Consider the following 25,713-nt stretch of genomic DNA (forward strand, 5'->3'; position numbering starts at 1 on the left):
TAATACAGAATATGTAGGAATAGACATGGTCATCAAACCTAAGATCCGTGGTTTCATCTGTACCAATGCTCACCCGGTGGGCTGTGCTGAGCACGTAAAAGAACAAATTGCTTATGTTAAGGCTCAGGGTCCAATTAATAATGGCCCTAAAAATGTCCTGGTGATCGGTGCCTCTACCGGTTATGGCCTGGCTTCTCGTATCACCGCTGCTTTTGGCGCTGGTGCAAAAACACTGGGTATCTTCTTCGAAAAAGAAGGCACAGAGAAAAAGCCGGCGTCAGCGGGTTGGTATAATACCGCTGCATTTCAGCAAGCTGCCGATGAGGCTGGCCTGTGGTCAAAGAACATCAATGGTGATGCATTCTCGGATGAGCTTAAAGCCAAAGCGATTGAGACCATCAAGGCTGAAATGGGCAAAGTTGATTTGATCATCTACAGTCTGGCATCACCGCGTCGTACTGATCCTAAATCGGGCGAGACTTTTTCATCGGTGCTTAAGCCAATTGGTCAAACCATCACAACCAAGAATCTGAATACCTCTAAGCGGGTCATCGATGAAGTGACCGTTGAAGCGGCCAATGAAGAAGAAATCGCTAATACCGTGAAAGTGATGGGCGGTGAAGATTGGGAGTTGTGGCTGGAGGCACTGAAAGAAGCGGATGTGCTTGCTGAAGGGTTCAAAACCACGGCATACACTTACATCGGTAAAGAGCTGACCTGGCCTATCTATGGTCATGCGACCATAGGCAAAGCCAAAGAAGACCTGGATCGTGCGACAGATGCAATTAAAGCGTCAACTGCGCACTTAAACGGTGAAGCCTATGTTGCTTCATTGAATGCGGTAGTGACTCAGGCAAGCTCTGCTATCCCAATTATGCCTCTGTATATCTCTACTTTGTTCAAAGTGACCAAAGAAGACGGTACCTATGAAGGGACAATTGAGCAGATCCAAGGATTGTTCAGTGAAAACCTGTACGGAGAGACTCCACGCTTTGATGACGGTGGTCACCTGTTCCAGAACTACAAAGAGCTGGAAGACGGAGTTCAGGCGCGCATTAAAGTGATCTGGGATAAAGTCGACACAGACAGTATCGATGAGCTGACTGATTACGCCGGTTATCACAATGAATTCCTGAAGCTATTTGGTTTTGGCATCGAGTCAGTTGACTATGATGCAGACGTGGATACGGCGGTTAAGATTAACCACCTAATCTAGTCGTCAGACGGGCGAAATCACTGATTTCGTCCGTTTCATTGCGCGCGCCTCATTAAGAAAACGCCCCCCAGCAGGACTGTCAATTTCTCATCAATACCACTTTGGTCTATATTTAGATTCTTGCAGTGACACCTGATGAACTAAATCCATTGTTAAGTCGTATTATTTTCATATTTCCACTCGCATAGTCAGTACGATTAATGTTAAAATTGCGGAAATATGTAAGGACTATATACCACGGTGCTGGTTCCCGTTGCGGACAGGTTGGCCCGACTTTGTGTATGTTGTGCCAGCTCTTTGACTCCAATACAACTCAGAGAATAGTGCCGTGGTAAGTAAAGATTTATCAATTTCTTTCCGTTAATGTAATGCAAGTGCGTATGATCAACATAAAAAAAGGTCTGGACTTACCCATAGAGGGCGCACCACAGCAAGTTATTCATGATGGTTCTGCTGTCAAACGAGTAGCTGTGTTGGGTGAAGAGTTTATTGGTATGCGTCCAACCATGCGAGTGCGTGTGGATGACCAAGTCAAGAAAGGCCAAGTTCTTTTTGAAGACAAAAAGAATCCTGGCGTCAAGTTTACTGCGCCAGCCTCTGGTGTAGTTAAAGAAATCAACCGTGGAGCCAAGCGTGTTCTTCAGTCCGTTGTGATTGAAGTACAGGGCGATGAGCAAATCACTTTTGACAAGTTCCCGGCTGCTGAACTCGGCAACCTGGATCGTGAAAAAGTGAAAGAAGTGCTGATCGAATCGGGTCAATGGCCAGCGTTGCGTGCACGTCCTTTCAGTCGTGTAGCCGTACCTAGCGCGTCGCCAAGCTCGATCTTTGTTACCGCAATCGACACTAACCCTCTAGCTGCGGATCCTGCCGTTGTGATCGCTGAAAACGTGGAAGCGTTTGAAGCTGGTCTGGCTGTGGTTTCGCGTCTGACTGACGGTAAAGTGTTTGTTTGTAAGCAATCTGGCAGTAAGGTGCCGAGCTCTTCGCTTTCTCAGGTAGAAGTACATGAGTTTGCGGGTGTTCACCCTGCTGGTCTGGTTGGTACACACATTCACAATCTTGACGCTGTCGGTCCAAGCAAGCAAGTATGGCACCTGGGTTACCAGGACGTAATTGCTTTCGGTAAGCTATTCCTAAGTGGTGAAATCTACTCAGACCGTGTTGTTGCTTTGGCCGGTCCGAGCGTGAAGAACCCACGTCTTGTTAAAACTCAAGTTGGTGCGTCGTTAACCGATTTAGTTGCAGGTGAAACTGAAGATGGTGAAAACCGGGTCATTTCTGGCTCTGTGTTAGCTGGTAAAACAGCCGCTGGTCCTCATGCTTACCTGGGTCGTTATCATGTACAGGTTTCTGTGCTGTCTGAAGGTCGTGAGAAAGAGCTGTTTGGCTGGATCGCACCTGGTAGTACTAAGTTCTCTGTAACGCGTACTTTCATCTCTCACTTTGCGCCAAGTCGTCTGTTCAAGATGACCACCTCTACCGGTGGCTCAAAGCGTGCGATGGTGCCAATTGGTAACTATGAGCGTGTAATGCCGCTTGATATCCTGCCAACTCTGTTGTTGCGTGACCTGATCTCTGGTGATTTGGACAGCGCGATTTCACTGGGTGCGCTAGAGCTGGATGAAGAAGATCTGGCGTTGTGTACTTTCGTTTGTCCAGGCAAATACGACTATGGATCAATCTTGCGTGATTGCCTGACTACAATCGAGAAGGAAGGTTAAAATGGCCTTAAAGAAATTTTTAGAAGACATTGAACCTCACTTTGAACCTGGCGGTAAACACGAGAAGTGGTATGCCCTGTACGAAGCAGTAGCAACTGTTTTCTACACGCCAGGTTATGTCAACAAAGGCGGCACTCACGTACGTGATAATATCGACCTGAAACGTATCATGATCTTAGTTTGGATGGCGACATTCCCAGCTATGTTCTTCGGTATGTTCAACATTGGCCATCAGGCAGCGATTGCGATTGGCAATGGTTTTGAAATCGCAAACACTTGGCAGGCGGCGCTATTCCAGCTGTTTGGCGGTGAGCTTACGGCCGATTCTGGCTGGGGCGCGAAGATGTTCTACGGGGCTTGTTTCTTCCTACCGATTTACGCGACAGTGTTTATTGTCGGTGGTTTCTGGGAAGTATTATTTGCTTCAGTGCGTAAGCACGAAGTAAATGAAGGTTTCTTCGTAACATCAGTACTGTTCGCCCTGATCCTGCCTGCCACGATCCCGCTATGGCAAGTTGCGTTGGGTATCACCTTCGGTGTTGTGGTGGCAAAAGAAGTCTTCGGTGGTACAGGCCGTAACTTCCTGAACCCGGCACTGGCTGGTCGTGCATTCCTGTTCTTCGCATACCCAGGTGACATCTCAGGTGACACAGTGTGGACAGCGGTAGACTCTTTCTCAGGTGCAACTTACCTGGGTCAGGCTGCAACAGGTGCGCTTGATTATGACAACATGGTACTGTGGTGGAACGCATTCTACGGCTTTATTCAAGGCTCAGTAGGTGAAACCTCTACACTGGCTATCATGATTGGTGGTTTGTTCCTGATTTACGTTCGTATCGCATCGTGGCGCATCGTACTGGGTACTTTCCTGGGTATGGTAGTGATGTCTATGCTGCTGAACATGATCGGTTCTGACACTAACACAGTATTCGCTATGCCTTGGCACTGGCACTTAGTACTGGGTGGTTTTGCATTCGGTATGTTCTTCATGGCAACCGACCCGGTATCTGCGTCTTTCACAGACAAAGGTAAGTGGGCATATGGTGCATTGATTGGTGTAATGGTTGTGCTTATCCGTGTTGTTAACCCGGCATACCCAGAAGGTATGATGTTAGCAATTCTGTTCGCAAACCTGTTCGCACCACTTTTCGACCACATGGTTGTGCAGTCTAATGTGAAGAGGAGATTAGCACGTGTCTAGTAACAATGAATCTATCGGCAAAACGCTAGGCGTTGTTGTTGGCTTATGTTTAGTGTGTGCGGTTGTCGTATCTTTTGCGGCAGTACAGCTTCGCCCACTGCAACAGGCAAACAAAATCGAAGACGTGCAGCGCAACATTTTGGCGGCTGCTGGCGTTGAGAACGTTGACAACGTGTCAGAAACCTACAAGCAAGTGATTGACGCACGCGTTGTAGATATGAAGACCGGTGAGTTTGTAGACACAGATCCTAACTCATTCGATTTCACTATGACTAAGTTCGATGCGGCGCGCAGTGTTGCTTTACCAAAAGCAAAAGACGTTGCGGGCGTTCAGCGTATGACGACTGAGTCTCCGGTTTACCTTGCTAAGAACAGCAATGGTAAATTTGAGTCTGTGATCCTGCCAATTCAGGGTTACGGTCTTTGGGGTATCATGTACGGCTTCGTAGCATTGGACCTGGACGGTGAAACCATTCAGGCAATCAAATTCTACCAGCACACTGAAACTGCGGGTCTGGGTGGCGAAATCCAAAACCCAAGATGGACTGCAACCTGGCAGGGCAAAAAGCTACCAATCGACGTAGTAAAAGGCACTGCAGGTAGTGATGTACATAAAGTAGATGGTCTGTCTGGTGCAACGTTAACGTCTAACGGTGTTGAAAATACATTTACGTTCTGGACAGGCGACGATGCGTTTGGTCCATTCCTTGCGAAAGTACGTGAAGGGGCATTGAACTAATGGCTAACTCAAAAGAAATGAAGCAAGTCCTGTTCGGACCTGTCTTTGCAAATAACCCAATTGCACTGCAAGTACTGGGTATCTGTTCTGCGCTGGCAGTAACTTCAAGCCTGAAAAACGCATTGATCATGTCAATTGCATTGACTGTGGTAACTGCGTTCTCAAGCTTGTTCATCTCTATGATCCGTAACCACATTCCGTCAAGTGTACGGATCATTGTTCAGATGACCATCATCGCGTCTCTGGTTATCGTTGTAGACCAGGTGCTGCAGGCATTTGTTTATGCTACGGCGAAAGAACTGACGGTATTCGTTGGTCTGATCATTACCAACTGTATCGTAATGGGTCGTGCCGAAGCATACGCAATGAAGTCGCCACCTCTGATGTCATTCCTGGATGGTATCGGTAACGGTCTGGGCTACTCAGTTGTACTGATCGCAATTGGCTTCGTACGTGAACTGTTCGGTGCCGGTGCACTGTTCGGTGTTGAAATTCTGCCGCTAATCTCTAACGGTGGTTGGTACCAGCCTATGGGTCTGTTGGTTATGCCATTTAGCTCGTTCTTCTTAGTAGGTATCTTTATCTGGGTACTGCGTACCTGGAAGAAAGACCAAGTAGAAGCTAAGGCATAAGGGGAGAGAGATGGAACATTATCTGAGTTTATTTGTAAAAGCGGTTTTCGTTGAAAACTTAGCGCTATCTTTCTTCCTGGGGATGTGTACTTTCCTGGCTGTATCTAAGAAAGTCACTACCTCATTCGGTCTGGGTGTTGCGGTAATCTTCGTACTGGGCGTTGCTGTACCAGTCAACAACGTGGTTTATCACGCCATTTTGGCACCAGGCGCACTTGAGTGGTTAGGTTTCCCTGAAGCTGACTTAAGCTTCCTGAAGTTCCTGACATTTATCGGTGTAATCGCGGCACTTGTGCAGATCCTTGAGATGACTCTGGACAAGTTCTTCCCGGCACTTTACAACGCTCTGGGTATCTTCCTGCCTCTGATCACAGTTAACTGTGCAATCTTTGGTGCGGTATCCTTCATGGTTGAGCGTAACCTGAACTTCGGTGAGTCAGTGGTCTTTGGCTTAGGTTCTGGTGTGGGCTGGGCACTTGCTATCGTATTGCTAGCAGGTCTTCGCGAGAAAATGAAGTATGCTGATATTCCTGATGGTCTGCGTGGTCTGGGTATTACCTTTATCACGGTAGGTCTGATGGGCTTCGGCTTCCTGTCATTCTCTGGTATTTCACTTTAAGGTAGCGAGGAAACTATACGATGGAAACTATTGTATTAGGTGTAAGTATGTTCATCGCTATCGTTGTGGTGTTGGTACTTATCATCATTGCAGCGAAATCGAAGCTGGTACCTAGCGGTGACATCATGATCGGCATTAATGGCGATCCTGAAAAAGCAATTAAATCTGCACCAGGCGGTAAGCTGTTGAGCTCACTGGCTGATGCTGGCATCTTCATTTCATCTGCCTGTGGTGGTGGTGGTTCATGCGGCCAGTGTCGCGTCCACGTACACTCTGGTGGTGGTGACATTTTGCCAACTGAACTTGATCACATCACTAAAGGTGAAGCCCGTGAAGGCTGTCGTCTGGCGTGTCAGGTTGCAGTGAAAACAGACATGGAGATTGAAGTTGAAGACTCAATCTTCGGTGTGAAGAAGTGGGAATGTACAGTTATCTCTAACGATAACAAAGCAACCTTCATCAAGGAGCTTAAACTGGGTATCCCTGACGGTGAGGTAGTACCTTTCCGCGCGGGTGGTTACATCCAGATTGAAGCACCTGCACACCATGTTAAGTACGCAGACTTTGATATTCCTGATGAATATCGTCCGGACTGGGAGCGCTTTGGCTTCTTTAACCTGGAGTCTAAAGTTGACGACGAAACAATCCGTGCATACTCAATGGCGAACTACCCGGAAGAGTACGGCATCATCATGCTGAACGTACGTATTGCGACGCCGCCGCCTAATAATCTGAGCCTGCCTTGTGGTAAGATGTCATCGTACATCTGGTCTCTGAAAGAAGGCGACAAAGTCACAATTTCTGGTCCGTTCGGTGAGTTCTTCGCCAAAGACACGGATGCAGAAATGGTCTTCGTTGGTGGTGGTGCGGGTATGGCACCAATGCGTTCACACATTTTCGACCAGCTTAAGCGTCTTAACTCTGATCGTAAGATGTCATTCTGGTACGGTGCACGTTCTAAGCGTGAAATGTTCTACGTGGAAGACTTTGACGGCCTGCAGGCTGACAATGATAACTTCCAGTGGCATGTTGCACTTTCCGATCCTCAGCCAGAGGACAACTGGGAAGGCTACACAGGCTTCATCCACAACGTACTTTATGAAAACTACCTGAAAGATCATGAAGCACCAGAAGACTGTGAATTCTACATGTGTGGACCACCGATGATGAACGCGGCGGTTATCAACATGCTGAAAGACCTGGGTGTTGAAGATGAAAACATCCTGCTTGATGACTTCGGTGGTTAAGCTGAAATACATATGATCTTAAAGTGGTTTTTAAGATAAAATAGAAGCCCCTTAGCAGTCTTGCTGAGGGGCTTTTTTTATGGGTAATGCTCCGTACAGAGCGGGGGGTTACTGGCAATTGAATTACAAGGGATGACACTGATGCTAGCAAAGAGCCAGTTTTGTTTAGTTTTTTTATTGAGCATGCTGCTTGTGGCATGTGGCCAGGCAAACAAATCAGCTGAACCTATTGTGCTACAGGGCAGTACAATGGGCACAACCTATAACATTAAGGCTTTTCCACAGCAAAGCACACTGACTAAAGAGCAGTTACATACTGAGGTTGAGGCCGCGCTTAAAGCGGTGAATCAATCTATGTCGACCTATATTCCGGATTCAGAGATCAACCAGTTTAATCGCCTGGTTGCCAACCAGGTCATGCCGATCAGTGATGATTTCAGGAAGGTGATTGCTGAGTCAATCCGGCTGGGTTTGTCAACTCAGACACTGGATGTGACCATGGGACCTCTAATTGATTTGTGGGGATTTGGCCCTGACAAGCGCCCGACCAAGCGTCCCTCTGAGCAGCAGCTGGCGCAGATGCGTGAGCAAATTGGCCTCGATAAACTGACTCTGACAGAGAATGGTTTGGCAAAAACGTTGGATCATCTGGAATTGTCTTTCTCTGCCACGGCAAAAGGCTATGGCATAGATAAAGTGGCAGAACTGATCGAGTCGCACGGTATCAGCAACTATATGGTTGAAATTGGTGGTGAGCTGAGGTTGTCGGGCACCAAACCTGATGATGAGCCCTGGCGTATTGCCATTGAAAAGCCGGATGCACCGGTTGGGCAACGACAAATCCATAAAGTGATTGAGCCAGGTAAGAACAGTGTTGCGACTTCAGGCGACTATCGTATTTTCTATGAAATGGACGGTGAGACCTTCACCCATCTGATCGATCCGGGCACGGGTAAGCCGGTTAAACACGACTTGGTGTCGGTAACAGTATTGCACCCATCTGCGATGACCGCCGATGGCCTCGCTACGGCCCTAACAGTGATGGGGACTGAACGAGCGAGAGCGTACGCTGAGTTACACAATCTGCCAGTCTATTTGATCAGTAAAAGTGATGAAGGTCTGAAGGTTTACGCAAGCAGTGCGTTCAAACCGTATTTATAATGAGATCTGCATCGCGAACGTTTTAACTTAGGTGCGTTTAGTTATATAATGAGCACAATTAACCGTCACCAGTCCGCGATAGCGGATGGATATGCAAAAGAGGCCTGAGATGTCACTATTTTTACTTACCTTTGGGTTGTTGTTATTGATCGCCGTTGCGATGGCTGTCGGGGTCATAGTACAAAAGAAATCAATGGCCAGTAGTTGTGGCGGTCTGGGCTCTATGGGTATCGACAAGATCTGTGATTGTGACGACCCGTGCGACAAACGTAAGAAGCGTCTCGCAAAAGAGCAAATGTGGAAAGAAAACCAAATTCTCTAATCCACTGACATCATCGAAAACGCAAGCCCTGGCTTGCGTTTTTACGTTTCTGGCTCCTAGTAACAGTGCCATAGCCTAATGCAACGAACCCTGTATTTTATTCGCCATGGTGAACCCCGGGAAACCGGCCGTTTGCTTGGAAGTACTGATATGCCCGCAAGCGCGTCGGGCAATGAACAAGTGCATGTCCAACTTGAGGCGTGTGATGGGATTGCACAGGTGATTGCTTCTCCATTGCAGCGATGCCAGGCGGTGGCCCGTGCGTTTTGTGAAACCACCGGTTTGCCACTGCAGATAGAACCCCGACTTAGTGAAATGCATTTTGGCGACTGGGATGGTGAACGCTACGACACGCTCTGGCAGTCAGCACGAGTACCTGGCATTGGCGACTTTTGGCAAAGTCCCTGGCAGCATACCCCGCCAAATGGGGAGTCCATGTCGGCATTCCACCTACGTTTATATGATTGGTGGCAGCAGTTCACTGCAACTCCCTCTCCCATAAACGCAGCGATTGTGACACATGCTGGGGTCATTAAGCAGTTACTGGCTATCTGGTTGGCTTTGCCTGAGGGCTATGATACGCATTTATCGCGCCTCGAGATTGGCTATGGCGGGATGATCCAAGTCTCCGTGTACTTTGATGAGCATGGTCAGGTTTGGCCGAAAGTTGTGTTTTAGACGTCTGGACTTCATAATAAGGCCTAAATTTAGCATCGTATTGTATTGGCAGTCATTGGGAATGAGGTGTAAATCCTCAGCTGTCCCCGCAACTGTAATAGACTGAGAGTCTGAAGCCAGATACCAAGGCCAATACCTACACTTAAGCGGGCGCACTTAAGTCAGTACAGAAAACCAGTCGTGACAACGCGAATAGCTGGCTCTGCGCTGCTGCCTGCATTTGAGGCGGTATGACTTCACCACAAATCTCCGTGCATAACCTGAGCCTGACTCTGGGTGACAAACCTATTTTGACGGCGCTCAATTTTACCGTTCAACGCGGGCAGTTTATTGGTCTGATTGGACCTAACGGGGCAGGAAAGTCCAGCTTGTTACGTTGCCTGTACCGTTACTGGCATCCCGGGGCGGGGGAAATACGCTATGCCGGTAAACCTTTATCTGATTATCCTCGCCGCGCTTATGCACGCCAGGTGGCGGTGGTATTGCAGGAGATCCCCAGTCAGTTTAATCTGGCGCTGTTCGAGGTGGTTGCCATGGGCGTGACGCCACATAAAACCCTGTTTTCTGCTGTTAATGAAACGGATAAAAAACTGATCCTGGAAGCCCTTGAGCGGGTGGGTCTGAGCCACAAAGCACAACAGCAATTTGATGCCCTGTCGGGCGGCGAAAAGCAACGGGCAATGATCGCCAGAGCCATGGTACAGCAGCCTGAACTGCTGATCATGGATGAGCCCACCAGTCATCTGGATGTAAAGTATCAGATCCAGATCATGGAGTTGGCTAAGGCCATGGGGGTGACCGTGATTGCCTCATTCCATGATCTTAATCTTGCTGCGGCACTCAGCGACGAGCTGCTGGTACTGGAGCAAGGTCAGCTGATTGCTCAGGGAGCCCCATTAGAGATCATAACGCCGGGTTTACTGAGTGATGTTTTTGGCGTCTGTGCTGACGTTGAGACAGTCTCCGGGCCTCGTCGCAATGCGTCGGGTGTGCCACACATTCGTTATCACTACGGGTATCAACAATGAAGGCCTTGCTAATACCCGGGTTGCTCTGTGCCTGTTTAGCCAGCATGCTCACCGCACTGTCTGTCGGGGCGGTTTCACTCAGTTGGAGCGAGGTCTGGCAGGCTTTGAGCAACTACGACAATGGTATATTGAATCAAAAGATTGTGGTTGAGCTGCGATTGCCACGTACTTTGCTGGCTTTTTTTGCGGGGGCCGGCCTGGCCATTGCCGGGCTTATTTTGCAAACCGTGACCCGCAATCCGCTCGCCGATCCGTATTTATTTGGCATTTCCTCCGGGGCGTCATTTGGTGTGGTGTTGTTGGTTGCATTATTTGGGGTGCAAAGCGCACTGGCCTTATCTGGCGCGGCGTTTGCCGGCAGCGCAGTGGCCATGAGCCTGTTGTTGCTCATTGCGTTTCACAAAGGCACTGCACTGGTCGAGAACATGTTGTTATCAGGTGTCGCGCTGACATTTTTATTTTCTGCCTTTACCAGCTTATTACTCTATTGGAGCGACCCACAGGCCATTAGTGCCATTATATTCTGGAGCCTGGGCAGTTTCAGCCGTGCAGACTGGCAATGGCTGTGGTTACCCGCTCTGGTCGTGTCGATAGGTTGTACAGTGATGCTACTGATGCGCCGCAGCCTGAATGCGTTGTTAGTCGGTGATGAGAGCGCGGTAACCTTAGGTGTGAATGTACACAGGCTAAGACTGGGCATGTTGATCCTGGCATCTATGTTGACAGCCGTGATTGTCGCTGCCTGCGGTGGGGTCGGGTTTGTTGGCTTGATGATCCCCCATATTGTGCGCTTTTTTATTTCGCAGGTTCGTACATTGGGTATGTTGGCGACCGCTTTATCAGGTGGGCTCATGATGCTGTGGGTCGATGTGCTGGCCCGCACCCTGATAGACAATCAGGAGCTTCCGATTGGGGTGATCACCTCCGCCATCGGCAGTGTGTTTTTCTTATCGCTGTTAATTGCCAAAAAGCGCGCAGCCAGCATCTGACCTAACAGGAGACTTTATGATCCCACCACTCAATCGCCAGCATGACGCTTATATTCAGCACACCATAGATATGAAGACCAAGCCTCAGGGCGCGCTGGGTAAGCTTGAGACATTGGCACATCAGCTGGTGAGCATTTTGAGTCAGGGCATGAGTCGCGCCCAACTTGAAGCCGAAAAACCCGCCATCGTGCAGCCGCAGATGATGATATTTGCCGGAGATCATGGCATTGCTGCCGAGGGCGTGTCTATTGCACCCAGCGAGGTGACCGGTCAGATGGTGGCTAACTTTGCCACGGGTGGTGCAGCCATTAATGTCTTGTGTGCTCAGCTTGGCTGGCAACTGAGTGTGATTGACTGTGGTATTTTGACAGCGCCAGCTCCGGAATTGGGTATTGTGTCACAACGCCTTGGTCATATCACCCGGCCATTGCATATTGAGCCTGCCCTGAGTGAAGCACAGCTTGATCAAGGTTTGTTATATGGTCAAGAAGCCGTGCAGACGGCATTGGACTCGGGGTCAAACGTGTTTGCGTTGGGCGAAATGGGGATCGGCAATACTACTGCCGCAGCGGCGATTTTCTCGGCTCTAAGTGGGTTGACTGGCGCTGAAACGGTTGGACGTGGCACCGGCGTGAGTGCAGAAGTGGTGGAGAAAAAACAACAACTGATCGATCAGGCTTTGCTGTTACATGGTGATGCTCTTGATGATCCTCGAGAGGTGTTGCGTCGTCTCGGCGGGTTTGAGATCTGTCAGATGGTCGGTGCCATGCTGGAAATTGCCCGTGCACAAAAGGTAATTCTGGTGGATGGCTTTATTGCAACAGCTGCAGCTATGCTGGCGTGTCGCATTGAACCTGTCAGTCAGGATTATATGGTGTTTGCCCATTGCTCAGGTGAGCAGGGACACCGACGCATGCTGAATGAGCTAAATGCCGAGCCATTATTGGATCTGAATATGCGTCTGGGTGAGGGCTCAGGTGCGGCAATGGCATTGCCCCTGTGTCAAAGTGCGCTGGCATTTTACTATCAGATGGCCAGCTTTGAGTCGGCGGCTGTCACTCAGGTGGTAGACACTCATGAGTGAGCTGAGGCAATTTAAGCTGGCGGTGATCTTTCTGACGCGCATTCCCGTTAAAGTGTCGGGCGAGGTCAGCGATCAGGACATTAATCAGGCCAGCGGTTACTTTGCCTGGGTCGGCGTGCTCTTGGGTACTCTGTTAGCACTGCTTTACTGTGCGCTGGCCAGTGTGTTGCCTGCTGGCATTGCGGTAATAATAACGCTGAGTGCCGGGCTGATCATAACAGGTGCATTTCATGAAGATGGCTTTGCGGATGTCTGGGATGGTTTTGGCGGTGGCTGGAGTGTGACCGATAAGCTCACCATCATGAAAGACAGCCGACTGGGCACCTATGGTGCGGCGGCATTGGTTCTGCTACTGCTTACCAAGTTTCAGGCTTTACTCTCCTTAAGTGAGCAACTTGCTTATGTATGTGCAGCTATCCTGCTTGGTCATGGTCTGAGCCGGGTTATGGCCACCAGTATAATTGGTAAACTGAATTATGTTCAGGCGGATGCGCAAAGTAAAGTTAAGCCCGTTGCCCAGTTTCTTTCTACACAAAGTAAGCAGTTACTTTATCTCTGTGGTTTAGTTTTACTAATAGTGAGCTGGTTTGCCGGATTGTTTACCCTATGGCAGTGCGTTGCGCTGGTTGTCGCACTGTGGTTGTGCCGTACAGGCTGTGTTTATTGGTTTAAACGCCAGCTTGGCGGTTATACGGGAGACTGTCTGGGCGCGGCACAGCAACTTGCGGAAGTCACGGTGTATTTATTTTGTCTGGTGGTCTGGTTATGACGGGTCGGGTTGAACTTATTCTGGGTGGTGCGCGCTGTGGAAAGAGTCGGTTAGGTGAGCAAAGAGCCGAGCGCTGGCTCAGCGACGGTAAAGTGGCCCGGTTAATTTATCTCGCGACTGCACGACCCGGGGATGAGGAGATGGTCGCGCGGATCGCGCATCATCAGGCATCGCGCCCGGCATACTGGCAGCTCATAGAAGAGACCTGGGCGCTGGATCAAGTGTTAGCCAGCCTTGCGTCCGATGATTGTGTGGTGATTGATTGTCTCACGTTGTGGTTAACCACGGCATTATGTGACTACTCTGACTCAGCATTTCAACACAAGCGCGCGGCGCTGCTGAGTGCTCTGCGAGCCACTCGTGCCCGGGTGATTCTGATCAGCAATGAGGTGGGCCACGGCATAGTGCCGCTTGGCGAACTCAGTCGTCGCTTCGTTGACGAATCGGGCTGGCTGCATCAGGACATCGCCGCTTTGGCAGACCGAGTCGATTTTGTGATGGCGGGTTTGCCACTGACGCTTAAAGGAGACAATTGAGTATGAATACGTTAATGGTACAGGGCACAACGTCAGATGCCGGAAAAAGCACGTTAGTAGCGGGCTTGTGCCGGGCATTGCGGCGCCGTGGTATCGAGGTCGTACCGTTCAAACCGCAGAATATGGCGCTCAATAGTGCGGTTACCCCAGATGGCGGAGAAATAGGCCGGGCTCAGGCATTACAGGCCATGGCTGCCAAAGTACCGTTGAGCACAGATCTAAACCCGATTTTACTCAAGCCTAATTCAGATACGGGTGCCCAGGTTATTGTGCATGGCCGTGCACTCAGTAACATGGAAGCCGCGGGGTATCATGACTACAAAAAAGTTGCGATGCAGGCGGTACTGACCTCACATCAAAGGCTCAGCGAACAGTATGACCTCTGCGTGGTCGAAGGGGCCGGCAGCCCCGCGGAAATTAACCTGCGAGAGAACGACATTGCGAATATGGGGTTTGCCTGTGAGGTTGATTGCCCGGTGATCATCATTGCCGACATCGACAAAGGCGGTGTGTTTGCTCACCTGGTTGGGACCCTGTCGCTGCTCAGCGACTACGAGCAATCTTTAGTGAAAGGCTTCGTGATCAACCGTTTTCGGGGCGATATTGCGTTGTTACAGAGCGGGCTGGACTGGCTGGAGCAGCATACCGGCAAACCTGTGCTGGGCGTATTGCCTTACTTACACGATCTGGCGTTGGATGCGGAAGATGCCGTGACGATAGCAAATCGCATGGACGACCCCGAAATTAAAGTGGCCGTATTGCTGCTGCCGCATATTAGCAATCACACCGATTTTGATACCTTGCGGTTAGACCCTAAAGTTGACTTGCGTTATGTGCGCCACACCGAAACCATAGGTGCAGCTGACTTAGTGATCATCCCGGGCAGTAAAAATGTGCTTAACGACCTGGCTTTTTTACGCGCAGAGGGGTGGGACAGTGAGCTGCGACGCCATGTACGCTACGGCGGTAAAGTGCTTGGGATCTGTGGAGGGTATCAGATGCTGGGGAATACCATTTGTGACCCACAGCAGGTCGAGTCAACACAAGGCAGTATTCAAGGCCTGGCGATGGCCGATTTTGAAACCCAACTGACAACAAATAAAACCCTGACTCAGGTGCAGGCAAGCTGTTTGTTGAACGGTCAGCAGACCCATCTGAGCGGTTATGAGATCCATTGTGGGATCACTCAGGGGGCTGCATTAGCGCGACCCTTTTTACAGTTTGACGCGCACCCATCAGGGTGGCAAGTTGATGGTTTTATCAGTGAGGATAACCAGCTGGCTGGCACCTATCTGCACGGACTGTTTGATAGTCCCGAGGGGTTGACCTGTGTGCTGAGCTGGGCCAGCGATGGCCGCTACAGTGGTAGTGGATTCAACCTGGCAGAACACCGTGAGCAGCAACTGGAACGGCTGGCCGATATGTGCGAAACCCATTTAGACATAGATAAAATTCTGGCAATCAGTGAACAGAGGACAGCATGAGCGAACATAATCAGGATAAACATAAGGCAAGACAGCAAAAAGTGAAAGAGCAGGTCGATGCCAAAATCGAGCAGGCACAGCAAGAAAAAGGCATCTTGCAGGTGATCACGGGCAATGGCAAAGGCAAGTCTACCTCAGGCTTTGGCACCGTTGCACGGTGTGTGGGCCATGGCATGAATGCTGCTGTAGTACAGTTTATTAAAGGTATGTGGGAATGCGGTGAGCGTAATTTGTTGGAACGCGCGGGTGTGCCGTTTGCTGTGATGAAAACGGGCTTCACCTGGGAAACACAAAACCGCGAGACAGATACCCAGGCAGCGCAGGCCACCTGGCAACAGGCAAAGCAGTGGTTGCAGGATGACAGTATCGATCTGGTCTTGCTGGACGAACTCACCTATATGGTCAGCTACGACTATCTTGATCTGGATGAAGTGATTACGGCGTTGGAAAATCGTCCAGCGATGCAGTCGGTGATCATTACGGGTCGCGGGGCACATCGTCGCCTGACAGAGTTGGCTGATACGGTCAGTGAAGTGCGCAACGTGAAACACGCGTTTGAAGCGGGGATCAAAGCGCAAAAAGGGTTCGATTTCTGATGAAAGCAGTCCTGAATATCTGGCTGGGTATGCTGGTGTGTCTGATTGCAAGTCAGGTCTGTGCAGCTCAGGCCTCTGAACGGCCGGCTAAACGGATCGTGGCCCTGGCGCCGCATATTGTTGAGAACTTATATGCTATAGGGGCTGGCGAGCGGATTGTCGGAACAGTTGAGTATGCGGACTTCCCGGCTGAAGCCAATCACATTCCCCGTATTGGTGGCTTTCATGGCATTGCGCTGGAAAAGTTACTGGCGCTGTCCCCCGATCTGGTGATTGCCTGGCAGGGCGGCAATCAACAAACTGAGCTGGATAAGCTTGAGCAGCTCGGTGTGAACGTGGTGTATAGCGAAACCAAAGCCCTGCAACAGATCCCGCATTCTCTGCGCTGGCTGGGCCAGTTAACCGGGCTGGAAGAGAACGCTGAGCAAGTGGCGCGGCAGTTTGAACAAGGCATGGCTGAACTGCACAAGGAGTATCGGGCTGCAACACCTTTGTCCGTGTTTTATCAGTTGTGGCCAGCTCCGATGATGACGGTCAATGGCACCACCTGGATCCATCAGACGCTCGAGGTGTGTGGGGCCAGTAATGTGTTTGCCGATGCAACGACATCTTATCCGCAGATCAGTATCGAAAATGTGCTCCTGAAACACCCGCAGGTGATAGTGATCCCGCAGGAAAAATCTAAACAAGTCCAGCCCACCATAGACTGGCATAAGTGGCCAGAAATTCCGGCGGCCAAACATGCACAATATATTGAGGTGAATGCGGATCTGTTACATCGTTATACGACCCGTGTGCTTGAAGGGTTAACTCAGTTATGTGATAAACTGGATGCTTCGCGAACTTACTATCAGCAACTTAAACTAGCTGGAAAATAAATATGACAACCTGGAATGACGTGCTCGGGCACGAAAAACAACAAACGTATTTTCAGGACACCCTGAACTATGTCGCTGAGCGTCGGGCGCAGGACGTCACCGTTTATCCTCCTGAGGATATGATGTTTGAGGCGTTCAAGGCCACACCGTTCGATCAGGTCAAGGTTGTGATCCTGGGACAGGATCCCTACCACGGGCCAAACCAGGCACACGGGTTGTGTTTCTCTGTACTGCCAGGTGTTAAGGTGCCCCCGTCATTGGCCAACATGTATAAAGAATTGGCACAGGACATCGCGGGTTTCCAGATCCCCAATCATGGCTATCTGCTACCCTGGGCTGAGCAAGGCGTACTGCTGCTCAATACCGTGTTAACGGTCGAGCAGGGACAGGCACACTCCCACAAACACCTCGGTTGGGAACGCTTTACCGACGCCGTGATCGAGCAGCTCAATCAACACACAGAGGGCGTAATCTTCCTGCTATGGGGTGCACATGCACAAAAGAAAGGCAAAGCGATCGACACACAACGTCATCACGTATTGCACGCACCACACCCTTCTCCGCTTTCAGCACACCGCGGCTTTTTCGGTTGTCAGCACTTTTCGCAAACCAACACGCTATTGCAAAGCATGGACAAAACGCCCATCAACTGGCAAGTCTGAGTTTAGGTTTAAAAAACAAAAAAGGCGCTCAATGCGCCTTTTCAGTTAAATAAAGTCAAGCTCGTCCAGATCGATGCTGTCTGCGAATATGTCCAGTTCTTCCAATTCCTTACGCAGGCGTTGTTTGTCCTTCAGCGCTTCAATTTCGCGCCACTTTCTTTTTTTGCCTTTAGATGAGGTTCTTTTCTTTGGTGCAGGACTTTCTAGTGTTGAAATAAAATCGTCTAGGCTATCCATGAATTTCTCCTATTGATGTACTAACCTCAAAGATTTGTGTTTACGCATTACTCAATTTGAATGAAAAACACACTTCAAGTAATGCTGGTATACCACAGACAGGAGAAAAGTAAAATAAAAATGTGTCCGTTAGGTTAAAAGCAGGTGACAGTTTGATGAAGCTCAAATTTGCTTCAAGTTTTGCCGAGGCCAGAGGAACAGAGCGCTGCGAGCGGGGAGGTGGATGAATTGAGTCGTCAATTTCAGGGCATAAAAAAACGCCACTTCAAGTGGCGTTTTTCAATTAATATGCTTAGTGCAGTGTTTGCTTACAGCGCTTTAAAGCGTGTTTCCAGCGTTTCCTGGGCAGCTGCAAATGCACGAATACCTTCAGCCAGCTTTTCGGTGGCCATGGCATCCTGGTTGTGTAACCAGCGGAATTCGCTTTCGCTCAGCGGAGCAGGTTTAGCCACAACTTCATAGTTGTTGTTCAGCAGGTACGCTTCAGTGGCTGGCAATTCACCCAGTTCCTCTAGCAATGCAGGGCTGATAGTCAACTTGTCACACCCTGTCAGGGCAACAATTTCACCGGTGTTACGGAAGCTGGCACCCATCACAACGGTGTTATAACCGTGGCGTTTGTAGAATTCGTAAATGCTGCGTACTGACTGCACACCCGGGTCTTGTAGTGGATCAGTCGGCTTTTCCAGACCATTGGCCACGTGCCAGTCGAGGATCCGACCTACAAAGGGTGAGATAAGGAATACATTTGCGTCAGCACATGCGCGTGCCTGAGCCTGGCTGAATAGTAAAGTCAGGTTACATTTAACGCCTTGCTTTTCCAAAGCTTCTGCGGCTTTAATGCCTTCCCAGGTAGAGGCGATTTTGATTAAAATTTTGTCTTTGCTGACACCCAGCTGCTCATACAGCGCCAATAATTGCTGCGCTTTAGCAATGGTCGCTTCGGTATCGAACGATAAGCGTGCATCGACTTCGGTTGAGATATAACCCGGTACAATGTTAGCAATCTCTTTACCAAGCAGAACGGCAAAGTAATCACAAGCCAGTTCCAGTTGTTGTGCCGCATCGTCATGCTGGCTCTTAGCGTAGTCCCAGGCTGCTTTCAGGTAATCCTGATAAGCAGGCATCTCGGCTGCTTTTAATAGCAGAGACGGGTTAGTGGTGGCATCTTCCGGTTGGTGTTTACGGATTGCCTCGATATCTCCGGTGTCGGCGACGATAGATGAATGCTGTTTTAGCCTATCTAATGCTGAAGTCATGCTGTCCTCATTCCAATTCATTGCAGCGTGTCAAAAAGTCTACTGTCCCTATGTTGCATTACCGTGACCTGTGTGAATAGGTCATATGTCCTTATCTGCGAGGTCGTGCCACGAGAAAGTCCGAATGCGTGATGCGGGGGCGCACTTCGTCAGTCGGGGGGTCTGCGTGACGAACTGCAAACAGGCTGGTCTGCCAGCAACTGGGCAAGCAGTGTCGAGCCCCCGAAAAATATTGCGCTTGCGCTCACCGGGGGATAGTGTTGAAATTGACATTTATCAATAGTTAAGTCAATAGGCAGGCCATGATCACTCTCGTTTCCCCGGCAAAAAATCTCGATTATGATACCCCGGCGCACACCGCGCGTTTTACCCAGCCCGAGTTGCTCACACACAGTGAAGAATTGATCCGCGTGTGTCGTGATTTGTCGCCGCAACAGATTGGCACCTTAATGAAGATCAGTGACAAGCTGGCGGGCCTCAATGCCGCGCGCTTCGCCGAGTGGTCACAACCTTTCACCTCTGATAATGCCAAACAGGCTGTGCTGGCCTTTAATGGTGATGTGTACACAGGTCTGGATGCAACCAGTATGGACGACACCACATTGGACTACGCGCAGCAACATTTGCGTATTTTGTCTGGCCTTTATGGGGTACTGAAGCCACTGGACTTGATGCAGGCGTATCGTCTGGAAATGGGCACTAAGTTGGATAATCCGCGCGGTAAAAACCTCTATGAATTCTGGGGCAGTATTATTGCCGAGAAGCTCAACGAAGCGCTGGAAGCGGCCGACAGTCAGGTACTGATTAATCTGGCATCCAATGAGTATTTCAAAGCGGTAGATAAAAAGGCACTTAAAGCTGAGATTATTTCGCCTGTGTTCAAAGACTGCAAAAATGGGCAGTTCAAGGTCATTAGTTTCTATGCCAAAAAAGCCCGGGGCATGATGGCACGGTATATTCTGGATAATCAGGTAGACTCATCCGAGGCACTGAAAGCGTTTGATGTTGCTGGCTATTATTACAGCGAAGAAGCAACGCAAAAAGCCAGTGAGCCGGTATTTCTGCGCGCAGAGCAAAACTAATTCGGAGTCTGAGACGATGAGCGGGGTAGGGATAATCAGAGGCTTAGGTATGCTTGCTGTAATAGGGGGGTTGGCAGGGTGTCAGGGCCAGCTTAATACGCGTGTTGGCAGTGTCCAGGTCGAGTGTGAGCACAAAGAACGCGCCTGCTTACAACATTGCCAGGAAGATTATATCAGTGCGGATCCATTGCAAACACAGTGTATTCAGCGCTGTTATGAGCAGACGAATCAATGTCGTTTGAGTAAGCCTGCTGAACCCAGAACAAACATGCCTGAGTGGGAGTGAGCCCCTCTGCTTTGGTGTCTAAACACCCTACCTCTAATCTTTGGAGTATGCCTCATTGAATAAAAATGTCTTGCTGCTGGCCTGTTGTCAGGGTCTGATCACCACAGGGAACATCCTGCTTGTGACCATTTCTGCGCTGGTGGGTCAGTTGTTGAGCCCGTCGGCGGCGCTGACCACTTTGCCGGTGGCAATGCAGATGGCTGGGCTATTAATGGCGACCATTCCGGCGTCGCTGATCATGGCGAAAACTGGTCGCAGACTAGGCTTCTCCTTAGGCAATCTGATTGGTATCAGTGGCACTTTACTAGGGGTCTGGGCGCTTAGAGAAAGCGACTTTGCACTTTTTTGTGTGGCGACCACTTTGATAGGGATTGGGATTGGCTTTGCCACCTTGTATCGATTTGCGGCCATAGAAGCCAGTGATAAGCCCGCCACGGCCATTTCGATCATTATGGCCAGTGGTGTTGTTGCAGCTGTTTTGGGGCCGAACCTGGCCGTCTGGGTGAATGAGGTGTACCCGGCATTGAATTATGCCAATTCCTTTGTGGCACTCAGTGGGTTGTACATTCTGGCTTTGCTATTGTTGCAGGGCGTACGCTTTACTGAGGTCGACACACACACCGCCCAAGCGCCGGCCCGGACATTGAAAGAAATTATGGCACAGAAGCAGTTTCAGCTGGCGGTGCTGGTGGCCATGATCAGTTATTCCGTCATGAATTTTTTGATGACCGCAACGCCGCTGGCCATGCATCGCCATGGATTTGACCTGGCAGACTCCGCACTGGTCATTGAATGGCATGTATTGGGGATGTTTCTGCCATCTTTCTTTACCGGCAAGCTCATTGAGCGCTTTGGCGCACGAGCCATGATCCTTGCGGGCTGTGTGCTGTATCTGATCTGCGCCGGAATCAATCTGTTGGGGTTGACGCACTGGCACTTTTTGTTGGCTTTATTCGCCCTAGGCGTGGGTTGGAACTTTATGTTTATCAGCGCCACACAACTGGTGAGTCAGACTTATGCGCCGCAGGAGCGCGCCAAAACACAAGCCTGCAACGAGTTTTTGGTCTTCAGCATGGTGGTGGCATCATCACTCAGCGCCGGGTTTTTGGAAGCCACCGTTGGTTGGCAGGCGTTAAATGTGTGGAGTATGCCAGTGGTGTTGATCGCTCTGATTGCGACCGTTTTGTTATCCAGAGGAGCCAGGCCACTGACACGTTCACCGGCAGGTTGAGGCTGTGTGGCAGGCGTTAAATGTGTGGCGCATGCCGGTGGTGTTGGTCGCCTTAGTTGCGACCGTTTTATTGTCCAGAGGGGCTACGCTACTTACACGTTTACCGGCAGACTGAGATAAGCAAGCACCACTTCATCGCGAAAGCCGATATCCTGATGTTTACTTTCGTTGCGATAATGTCGGCACATGGCCGCTGCATCCCGTGTCTGTGCTTTCAATAATGGACTGGGCATATCAACGCGAAGTGCGGCACGATGCCATTTCTCCGTTAATTCGCAAGGAGGAGAGGGTAAAGAGGGCAGCACTTGCTCTACCAGCTCAAAGCCACTGTCCTGGGCAACAAGTATCATGTCGTCGTTGGCGGCGGCAAACCAGCTAACACCTGCTTTGTTCACACATACTAAAGGGATAAAAGGGGCCAATGCCGGGAAAATATCATTGCGATAGATATCGACCTCCCAGTAGCTGCGGGCAATTTTGATAAATTGCTCAAAACTGGTGATGGCACCAAACCCTGACTCTGCGAGTAAGCGGATCTCCGCCCGTGGCTTATTGGGGTTAACGGTGTCATTGGCTGCATCTATGTACCAGGGCCCAACCACCAGCGCATTCTGAAAGTATTCATCGCGCAGAGATCCCCATACCGGTTCGAGCGTCAGGCCACCGTCCAGCAGCGCTTTAAGCGGTTGCAGTGCCACGTCGACCTGCGGTTTGGCCAGCGCCGTTTTGAGTGCATCATGAATGGCATTACGGACTTCTTTGCACCGTCCCAGAGGGTAGGGCTTGCCTGCAAAGGTCGGGTATTTCTGTGCTAATGTGGGATCGATATTAAGGCGCAAATGGGCCAGATAGACTTCCAGGGCGATAACTTGGTCGGGTGTGAGCATTGAGCTTCCTGCGATAGAGCATGTTTATACGCAAGTGTAACGGCTTGCTCCATGTGAGAAAAGGGGCCTGAATATAAAGGGTGAGGCCTGAGCAAAAAGAAAAAGGACGTCTCAGACGTCCTGTGGCTTATGGGTTACTTTTTCTTTTTTGTTTTGGCCTTAGCGGCTTTTTTCTTGGCTTTGATTTTAACCGGATCTTTTTTCTTTTTCGGTAACTTGGCTTCTTTGTGTTTTGGTTCCAGCCCTTCAATCACACGGCGTTTTAGTTTCTGCTCTGTGTAGCGCTCAACCTTACCCAGGATCTCGGCATCATGGGCCTCAACCAGTGAAATGGCGGTGCCTTTTTTTCCGGCACGTCCGGTACGGCCAATACGATGCACGTAAATGTCGGCGGTACGCGGCATATCAAAGTTAATCACATGGCTGATATCCGCAACGTCGATACCACGCGCCGCCACATCGGTGGCGATCAGAATGCGGGTGCGCCCACTGTGGAAGCTGGCCATGGCGGCCATGCGCTTGTCCTGCGGCATTTCTCCGCGCAGCCAGGTGGTTTTAATGTCCTGGGTGTACAGTTCGCCGACCAGTTTTTCCAGACGCTCACGGGTCTTCACAAACACGATGGCCTTGGTCACTTCTTCGCTTTGTAGCAGGTTGGCCAGCATCGCCAGTTTATGCTCGTAATCATCAGCCAGATGGATCCACTGATGAATTTTGCCTTTTTCTTTACGCGATGATTCGGCTTCAAGCAGTGCCGGATCTTTTAAGATGCGCTCAGCAAACAGCTCGACGCTGTCGCCTTCCAGTGTGGCGGAAAACAGGAAACACTGGCGGCGGTTCTTTGCTTCGTTACAGATCTTGAGCATTTCTTTTTTAAAGCCCAGATCCAGCATGCGGTCGGCTTCATCGAGGATCAGCAGCTCAACATTGTCGGCGTGGAAGTTTTCGGTCTCAAGGTATTCCATCAGACGGCCCGGTGTGGCTATCAGAATGTCGTTGTTCTTTTCGAAGATTTCTTTGTGGCTGCCATAGTTAATACCACCGGTTACCACACCGATTTTCAGATGCGTGCCTGCTGCCAGCGCTTCGCATTGCTCAAACACCTGATAGGCCAGCTCACGGGTGGGCGTCATGATCAGCACACGGGCAAAACCGGGATCGCGACGCGGAAAATCCATCAAATACTGAATTGCCGGGATCAGGAAGGCGGCTGTTTTACCTGTGCCCGTTGGCGCAGACGCCAGTATATCACGGCCCATCAGAGCCTCCGGAATGGCTAGCTGTTGAATGCTGGTGGCCTGCTCAAAGCCCATTTTTTTTATGGCAGTCAGAAGCGTGCCGTCGAGATCGAATTCAGTAAATTGCATAGTGCATCACAAATAAAGGACAATAGCGGAATTATACTTGGCAATCCGGGTTTCTCAAAGGAGCAAAATGGCAGGCTTTGCATTTAAGCAATTTACGGTGGCACAATCGCGCAGTGCAATGAAGGTGTCGACCGATGGGGTGTTATTCGGCGCCTGGGTTCGCGTGACGGGCGCACAGCGCATGCTGGACATTGGTGCTGGCACTGGGTTACTGAGTCTGATGTGCAAACAGCGCGCCCCATCCCTGATGATCGATGCGGTTGAAATTGATACGCAGGCCTGTCTGGATGCCAGAGACAACATCCATGGCAGCCCCTGGCAGGGTATTCGGGTGCACCAGACTCCCATTCAGACATTTGCTGCCGATCAGCTCTATGATTTGGTGATCAGCAATCCGCCATATTTTAATCACAGCTTAAAAGGGCCGGATGTTGCCCGAAATACCGCGCGCCACACCGACAGTCTGAGTTTTACGCACCTGATTGAGGCGTTTAAGCTGCACAGCTACGCACAAGGTCGGCTGGCGGTCATTTTACCGGCTCAGGAAGGGCTCGCCTTTATCGCACTGGCACAGCAATATGGTTTGTACCTTGCTCGCCGCTGTGATGTCACTATGACGCCTGACAAGCCCGTTAGCAGGCTGATGATGGAATGGTGTCGGACGGAGACTGATCTGGTTCAGGAAACCCTGTGTGTGAGAACGCAGGATGGCGCATACAGTGCAGCGTTTATTGATCTGTGTCGTGATTTTTATCTAAAAATGTGACCCTCAATGGCGGCGAAATGGGCACTTATGCAGTAATCTTATGTAATATAAAAACTGTTTGAAAAACATTACACTCGCAAATAACGTAATTAGACTGAACCGGGTCGTTCCGGGGTCAGTGCAAGGAGCCGATAATGGATCAAGATACTCAACGCATTTGTAACTTCCTGAGCGACATTAACTTGCCCCATGCGCTTTGTCCCGTAGAGGGTCAGATGTTCTTGCCTGGGTTACAAATTGTTCATGGCGTACTCCACATAGACATTGATCAGCTGGTTTGTCCCGGGGATATACTGCATGAAGCGGGGCACATTGCGGTATGTGAGCCCATTTTTAGGCCTCAGCTACATGAAGATGTATATAAAAACGGGCTTAAAAATGGACGCGAAAAACAAGCGATGGACGGGGAGGAAATGGCCGCGACAGCCTGGTCTGTTGCCGCAATTTGGCACCTTGGACTACCCATAGATCTGGTCTTTCCGGAAAACAGTTATCAGGGCATGAATCAGGCACTAAAAGAAAGTTTCGAAAATGGTGGGGTGTTTGGTGATCCCTTGCTGACGGCATGGGATATGACTTGCCCGGATGAGGGCTTTCCTAAAATGACGAGTTGGATCAGGGAAGTGCGTTGGCTAAATGAACTACCTGAGCCGCTGGCACAGGCTTGATGAAGAGATGAGTATAATCAAAAACCCTCAGAGCCATTCGCGCGGAGTACTCTGAGGGCAGCATATCAGGCCTGGCCGTGCTGGCGTATTTTAGTCAGAAAGTCTGAGACATCGACAGAACAAAAAGTGACCATAGCAAAAAACTGGTTGAGTTTTGGCTGACCCACATCGCGCTCCCAGTTTTCATAAGTTTTACGACACACGCCAAGCTGAGTCGCCATTGCCTGTGTTGTCACACCTTTATTTTTTCTTAATTTCCTGAGGTCATCACCGGTAATGTAGCGGGAAAAAAATTCCATATTGTTAGTTCCTTTGATTATTGTTTTAAAGGTAAAGCCGGGTGTGTTTGATGCTGTTTTGCGGAT

At 50.0% G+C, this 25,713-nt stretch carries 29 protein-coding genes and 1 riboswitch; of the genes, 24 read left to right on the forward strand and 5 right to left on the reverse strand.

Annotated elements, in window-relative coordinates; all coding sequences use genetic code 11:
- Window positions 1-25: 25 nt before the first annotated feature.
- The 19 genes from fabV to ung all read left to right on the forward strand — a co-directional run bounded on the left by fabV (window position 26) and on the right by ung (window position 17,565).
- A complete protein-coding gene (fabV, locus tag QNM19_RS12905) occupies window positions 26-1,216 on the forward strand; it encodes an enoyl-ACP reductase FabV (protein WP_284026771.1) in 1,191 nt (396 codons plus the stop codon).
- A gap of 380 nt (window positions 1,217-1,596) precedes the next feature.
- Window positions 1,597-2,940, forward strand: coding sequence for a Na(+)-translocating NADH-quinone reductase subunit A (locus QNM19_RS12910; protein WP_049864592.1), 1,344 nt, complete (start codon window positions 1,597-1,599; stop codon window positions 2,938-2,940).
- A 1-nt stretch (window position 2,941) separates the two neighbouring features.
- Complete coding sequence (locus QNM19_RS12915; RefSeq protein ID WP_049864591.1) at window positions 2,942-4,141, forward strand: NADH:ubiquinone reductase (Na(+)-transporting) subunit B; 1,200 nt, start codon at window positions 2,942-2,944, stop codon at window positions 4,139-4,141.
- Window positions 4,134-4,880: a Na(+)-translocating NADH-quinone reductase subunit C gene (locus tag QNM19_RS12920; RefSeq protein WP_049864590.1), complete on the forward strand. Its 747-nt coding sequence runs from the start codon at window positions 4,134-4,136 to the stop codon at window positions 4,878-4,880. The genes QNM19_RS12915 and QNM19_RS12920 overlap by 8 nt, the downstream gene beginning before the upstream one ends.
- Window positions 4,880-5,512 (forward strand): NADH:ubiquinone reductase (Na(+)-transporting) subunit D, encoded by a 633-nt coding sequence (locus QNM19_RS12925; RefSeq protein ID WP_010382928.1) that lies wholly within the window; start codon window positions 4,880-4,882, stop codon window positions 5,510-5,512. Before QNM19_RS12920 ends, QNM19_RS12925 begins: the two co-directional genes overlap by 1 nt.
- A 10-nt stretch (window positions 5,513-5,522) precedes the next feature.
- Complete coding sequence (gene nqrE, locus QNM19_RS12930; protein ID WP_049864589.1) at window positions 5,523-6,131, forward strand: NADH:ubiquinone reductase (Na(+)-transporting) subunit E; 609 nt, start codon at window positions 5,523-5,525, stop codon at window positions 6,129-6,131.
- A gap of 20 nt (window positions 6,132-6,151) precedes the next feature.
- Window positions 6,152-7,378: an NADH:ubiquinone reductase (Na(+)-transporting) subunit F gene (gene nqrF, locus QNM19_RS12935; protein ID WP_284026772.1), complete on the forward strand. Its 1,227-nt coding sequence runs from the start codon at window positions 6,152-6,154 to the stop codon at window positions 7,376-7,378.
- Between the two features lie 183 nt (window positions 7,379-7,561).
- Window positions 7,562-8,539, forward strand: a complete 978-nt coding sequence (locus tag QNM19_RS12940) for an FAD:protein FMN transferase (protein ID WP_284026811.1) — start codon at window positions 7,562-7,564, stop codon at window positions 8,537-8,539.
- 109 nt (window positions 8,540-8,648) lie between these two features.
- The gene (gene nqrM / locus QNM19_RS12945; protein WP_010382924.1) at window positions 8,649-8,861 is read left to right on the forward strand and encodes a (Na+)-NQR maturation NqrM; all 213 of its coding nucleotides are present in this window, start codon (window positions 8,649-8,651) and stop codon (window positions 8,859-8,861) included.
- Between the two features lie 78 nt (window positions 8,862-8,939).
- A complete protein-coding gene (locus QNM19_RS12950) occupies window positions 8,940-9,539 on the forward strand; it encodes a histidine phosphatase family protein (RefSeq protein WP_082225438.1) in 600 nt (199 codons plus the stop codon).
- Window positions 9,540-9,568: 29 nt separating this feature from the next.
- Window positions 9,569-9,687, forward strand: a riboswitch (cobalamin riboswitch).
- A gap of 82 nt (window positions 9,688-9,769) precedes the next feature.
- Entirely contained in the window at window positions 9,770-10,567 is a 798-nt protein-coding gene (locus QNM19_RS12955) for an ABC transporter ATP-binding protein (RefSeq protein WP_049864586.1), read from the forward strand.
- Window positions 10,564-11,556 carry a FecCD family ABC transporter permease gene (locus tag QNM19_RS12960; protein WP_049864585.1) on the forward strand — a complete coding sequence of 331 codons (993 nt, stop codon included), beginning with the start codon at window positions 10,564-10,566 and terminating at the stop codon, window positions 11,554-11,556. The genes QNM19_RS12955 and QNM19_RS12960 overlap by 4 nt, the downstream gene beginning before the upstream one ends.
- 16 nt (window positions 11,557-11,572) lie before the next feature.
- Window positions 11,573-12,640: a nicotinate-nucleotide--dimethylbenzimidazole phosphoribosyltransferase gene (cobT, locus tag QNM19_RS12965; protein WP_049864584.1), complete on the forward strand. Its 1,068-nt coding sequence runs from the start codon at window positions 11,573-11,575 to the stop codon at window positions 12,638-12,640.
- Window positions 12,633-13,409: an adenosylcobinamide-GDP ribazoletransferase gene (locus QNM19_RS12970; RefSeq protein WP_049864583.1), complete on the forward strand. Its 777-nt coding sequence runs from the start codon at window positions 12,633-12,635 to the stop codon at window positions 13,407-13,409. Before cobT ends, QNM19_RS12970 begins: the two co-directional genes overlap by 8 nt.
- Complete coding sequence (gene cobU, locus QNM19_RS12975) at window positions 13,406-13,945, forward strand: bifunctional adenosylcobinamide kinase/adenosylcobinamide-phosphate guanylyltransferase (protein ID WP_284026773.1); 540 nt, start codon at window positions 13,406-13,408, stop codon at window positions 13,943-13,945. Before QNM19_RS12970 ends, cobU begins: the two co-directional genes overlap by 4 nt.
- A 2-nt stretch (window positions 13,946-13,947) precedes the next feature.
- Complete coding sequence (locus QNM19_RS12980) at window positions 13,948-15,429, forward strand: cobyric acid synthase (RefSeq protein WP_049864582.1); 1,482 nt, start codon at window positions 13,948-13,950, stop codon at window positions 15,427-15,429.
- Window positions 15,426-16,025 (forward strand): cob(I)yrinic acid a,c-diamide adenosyltransferase, encoded by a 600-nt coding sequence (cobO, locus tag QNM19_RS12985; RefSeq protein ID WP_049864581.1) that lies wholly within the window; start codon window positions 15,426-15,428, stop codon window positions 16,023-16,025. Before QNM19_RS12980 ends, cobO begins: the two co-directional genes overlap by 4 nt.
- Window positions 16,025-16,903, forward strand: coding sequence for a cobalamin-binding protein (locus tag QNM19_RS12990; protein ID WP_197094292.1), 879 nt, complete (start codon window positions 16,025-16,027; stop codon window positions 16,901-16,903). The genes cobO and QNM19_RS12990 overlap by 1 nt, the downstream gene beginning before the upstream one ends.
- A gap of 2 nt (window positions 16,904-16,905) precedes the next feature.
- The gene (ung, locus tag QNM19_RS12995) at window positions 16,906-17,565 is read left to right on the forward strand and encodes a uracil-DNA glycosylase (RefSeq protein ID WP_284026774.1); all 660 of its coding nucleotides are present in this window, start codon (window positions 16,906-16,908) and stop codon (window positions 17,563-17,565) included.
- A gap of 45 nt (window positions 17,566-17,610) precedes the next feature.
- Here ung and QNM19_RS13000 read toward each other — a convergent pair whose 3' ends face one another.
- Together QNM19_RS13000 and tal are read right to left on the reverse strand one after the other, a co-directional pair.
- Window positions 17,611-17,802 (reverse strand): DUF3545 family protein, encoded by a 192-nt coding sequence (locus QNM19_RS13000; protein WP_010382909.1) that lies wholly within the window; start codon window positions 17,800-17,802, stop codon window positions 17,611-17,613.
- A 308-nt stretch (window positions 17,803-18,110) separates the two neighbouring features.
- Window positions 18,111-19,061, reverse strand: a complete 951-nt coding sequence (tal, locus tag QNM19_RS13005; protein ID WP_049864580.1) for a transaldolase — start codon at window positions 19,059-19,061, stop codon at window positions 18,111-18,113.
- A 302-nt stretch (window positions 19,062-19,363) separates the two neighbouring features.
- On the opposite strand from tal, the gene yaaA reads away from it, so the two are divergent.
- From yaaA to QNM19_RS13020, 3 genes are read left to right on the forward strand one after another with little or no spacing between them, the layout of a single operon-like run.
- Window positions 19,364-20,143 (forward strand): peroxide stress protein YaaA, encoded by a 780-nt coding sequence (gene yaaA / locus QNM19_RS13010; RefSeq protein ID WP_049864579.1) that lies wholly within the window; start codon window positions 19,364-19,366, stop codon window positions 20,141-20,143.
- Window positions 20,144-20,192: 49 nt separating this feature from the next.
- Entirely contained in the window at window positions 20,193-20,429 is a 237-nt protein-coding gene (locus QNM19_RS13015) for a hypothetical protein (RefSeq protein ID WP_284026775.1), read from the forward strand.
- A 55-nt stretch (window positions 20,430-20,484) separates the two neighbouring features.
- The gene (locus QNM19_RS13020) at window positions 20,485-21,660 is read left to right on the forward strand and encodes an MFS transporter (protein ID WP_284026776.1); all 1,176 of its coding nucleotides are present in this window, start codon (window positions 20,485-20,487) and stop codon (window positions 21,658-21,660) included.
- 92 nt (window positions 21,661-21,752) lie between these two features.
- Here QNM19_RS13020 and QNM19_RS13025 read toward each other — a convergent pair whose 3' ends face one another.
- Both QNM19_RS13025 and srmB read right to left on the reverse strand, forming a co-directional pair.
- Entirely contained in the window at window positions 21,753-22,547 is a 795-nt protein-coding gene (locus QNM19_RS13025; protein ID WP_049864577.1) for a hypothetical protein, read from the reverse strand.
- A gap of 134 nt (window positions 22,548-22,681) precedes the next feature.
- Window positions 22,682-23,914 carry an ATP-dependent RNA helicase SrmB gene (gene srmB, locus QNM19_RS13030; protein ID WP_284026777.1) on the reverse strand — a complete coding sequence of 411 codons (1,233 nt, stop codon included), beginning with the start codon at window positions 23,912-23,914 and terminating at the stop codon, window positions 22,682-22,684.
- A 67-nt stretch (window positions 23,915-23,981) separates the two neighbouring features.
- Between srmB and QNM19_RS13035 the strand changes: the two genes are divergently transcribed.
- Window positions 23,982-24,680: a tRNA1(Val) (adenine(37)-N6)-methyltransferase gene (locus tag QNM19_RS13035; protein ID WP_049865746.1), complete on the forward strand. Its 699-nt coding sequence runs from the start codon at window positions 23,982-23,984 to the stop codon at window positions 24,678-24,680.
- A gap of 134 nt (window positions 24,681-24,814) precedes the next feature.
- Window positions 24,815-25,348, forward strand: coding sequence for a hypothetical protein (locus tag QNM19_RS13040; RefSeq protein WP_049865745.1), 534 nt, complete (start codon window positions 24,815-24,817; stop codon window positions 25,346-25,348).
- 65 nt (window positions 25,349-25,413) lie between these two features.
- On the opposite strand, the gene QNM19_RS13045 is transcribed toward QNM19_RS13040, so the two are convergent.
- A complete protein-coding gene (locus tag QNM19_RS13045) occupies window positions 25,414-25,647 on the reverse strand; it encodes a helix-turn-helix domain-containing protein (RefSeq protein WP_010382895.1) in 234 nt (77 codons plus the stop codon).
- Between the last annotated feature and the right edge of the window lie 66 nt (window positions 25,648-25,713).

It is taken from the genome of Pseudoalteromonas ardens, from assembly GCF_030125445.1.
Taxonomy (GTDB): domain Bacteria; phylum Pseudomonadota; class Gammaproteobacteria; order Enterobacterales; family Alteromonadaceae; genus Pseudoalteromonas; species Pseudoalteromonas ardens.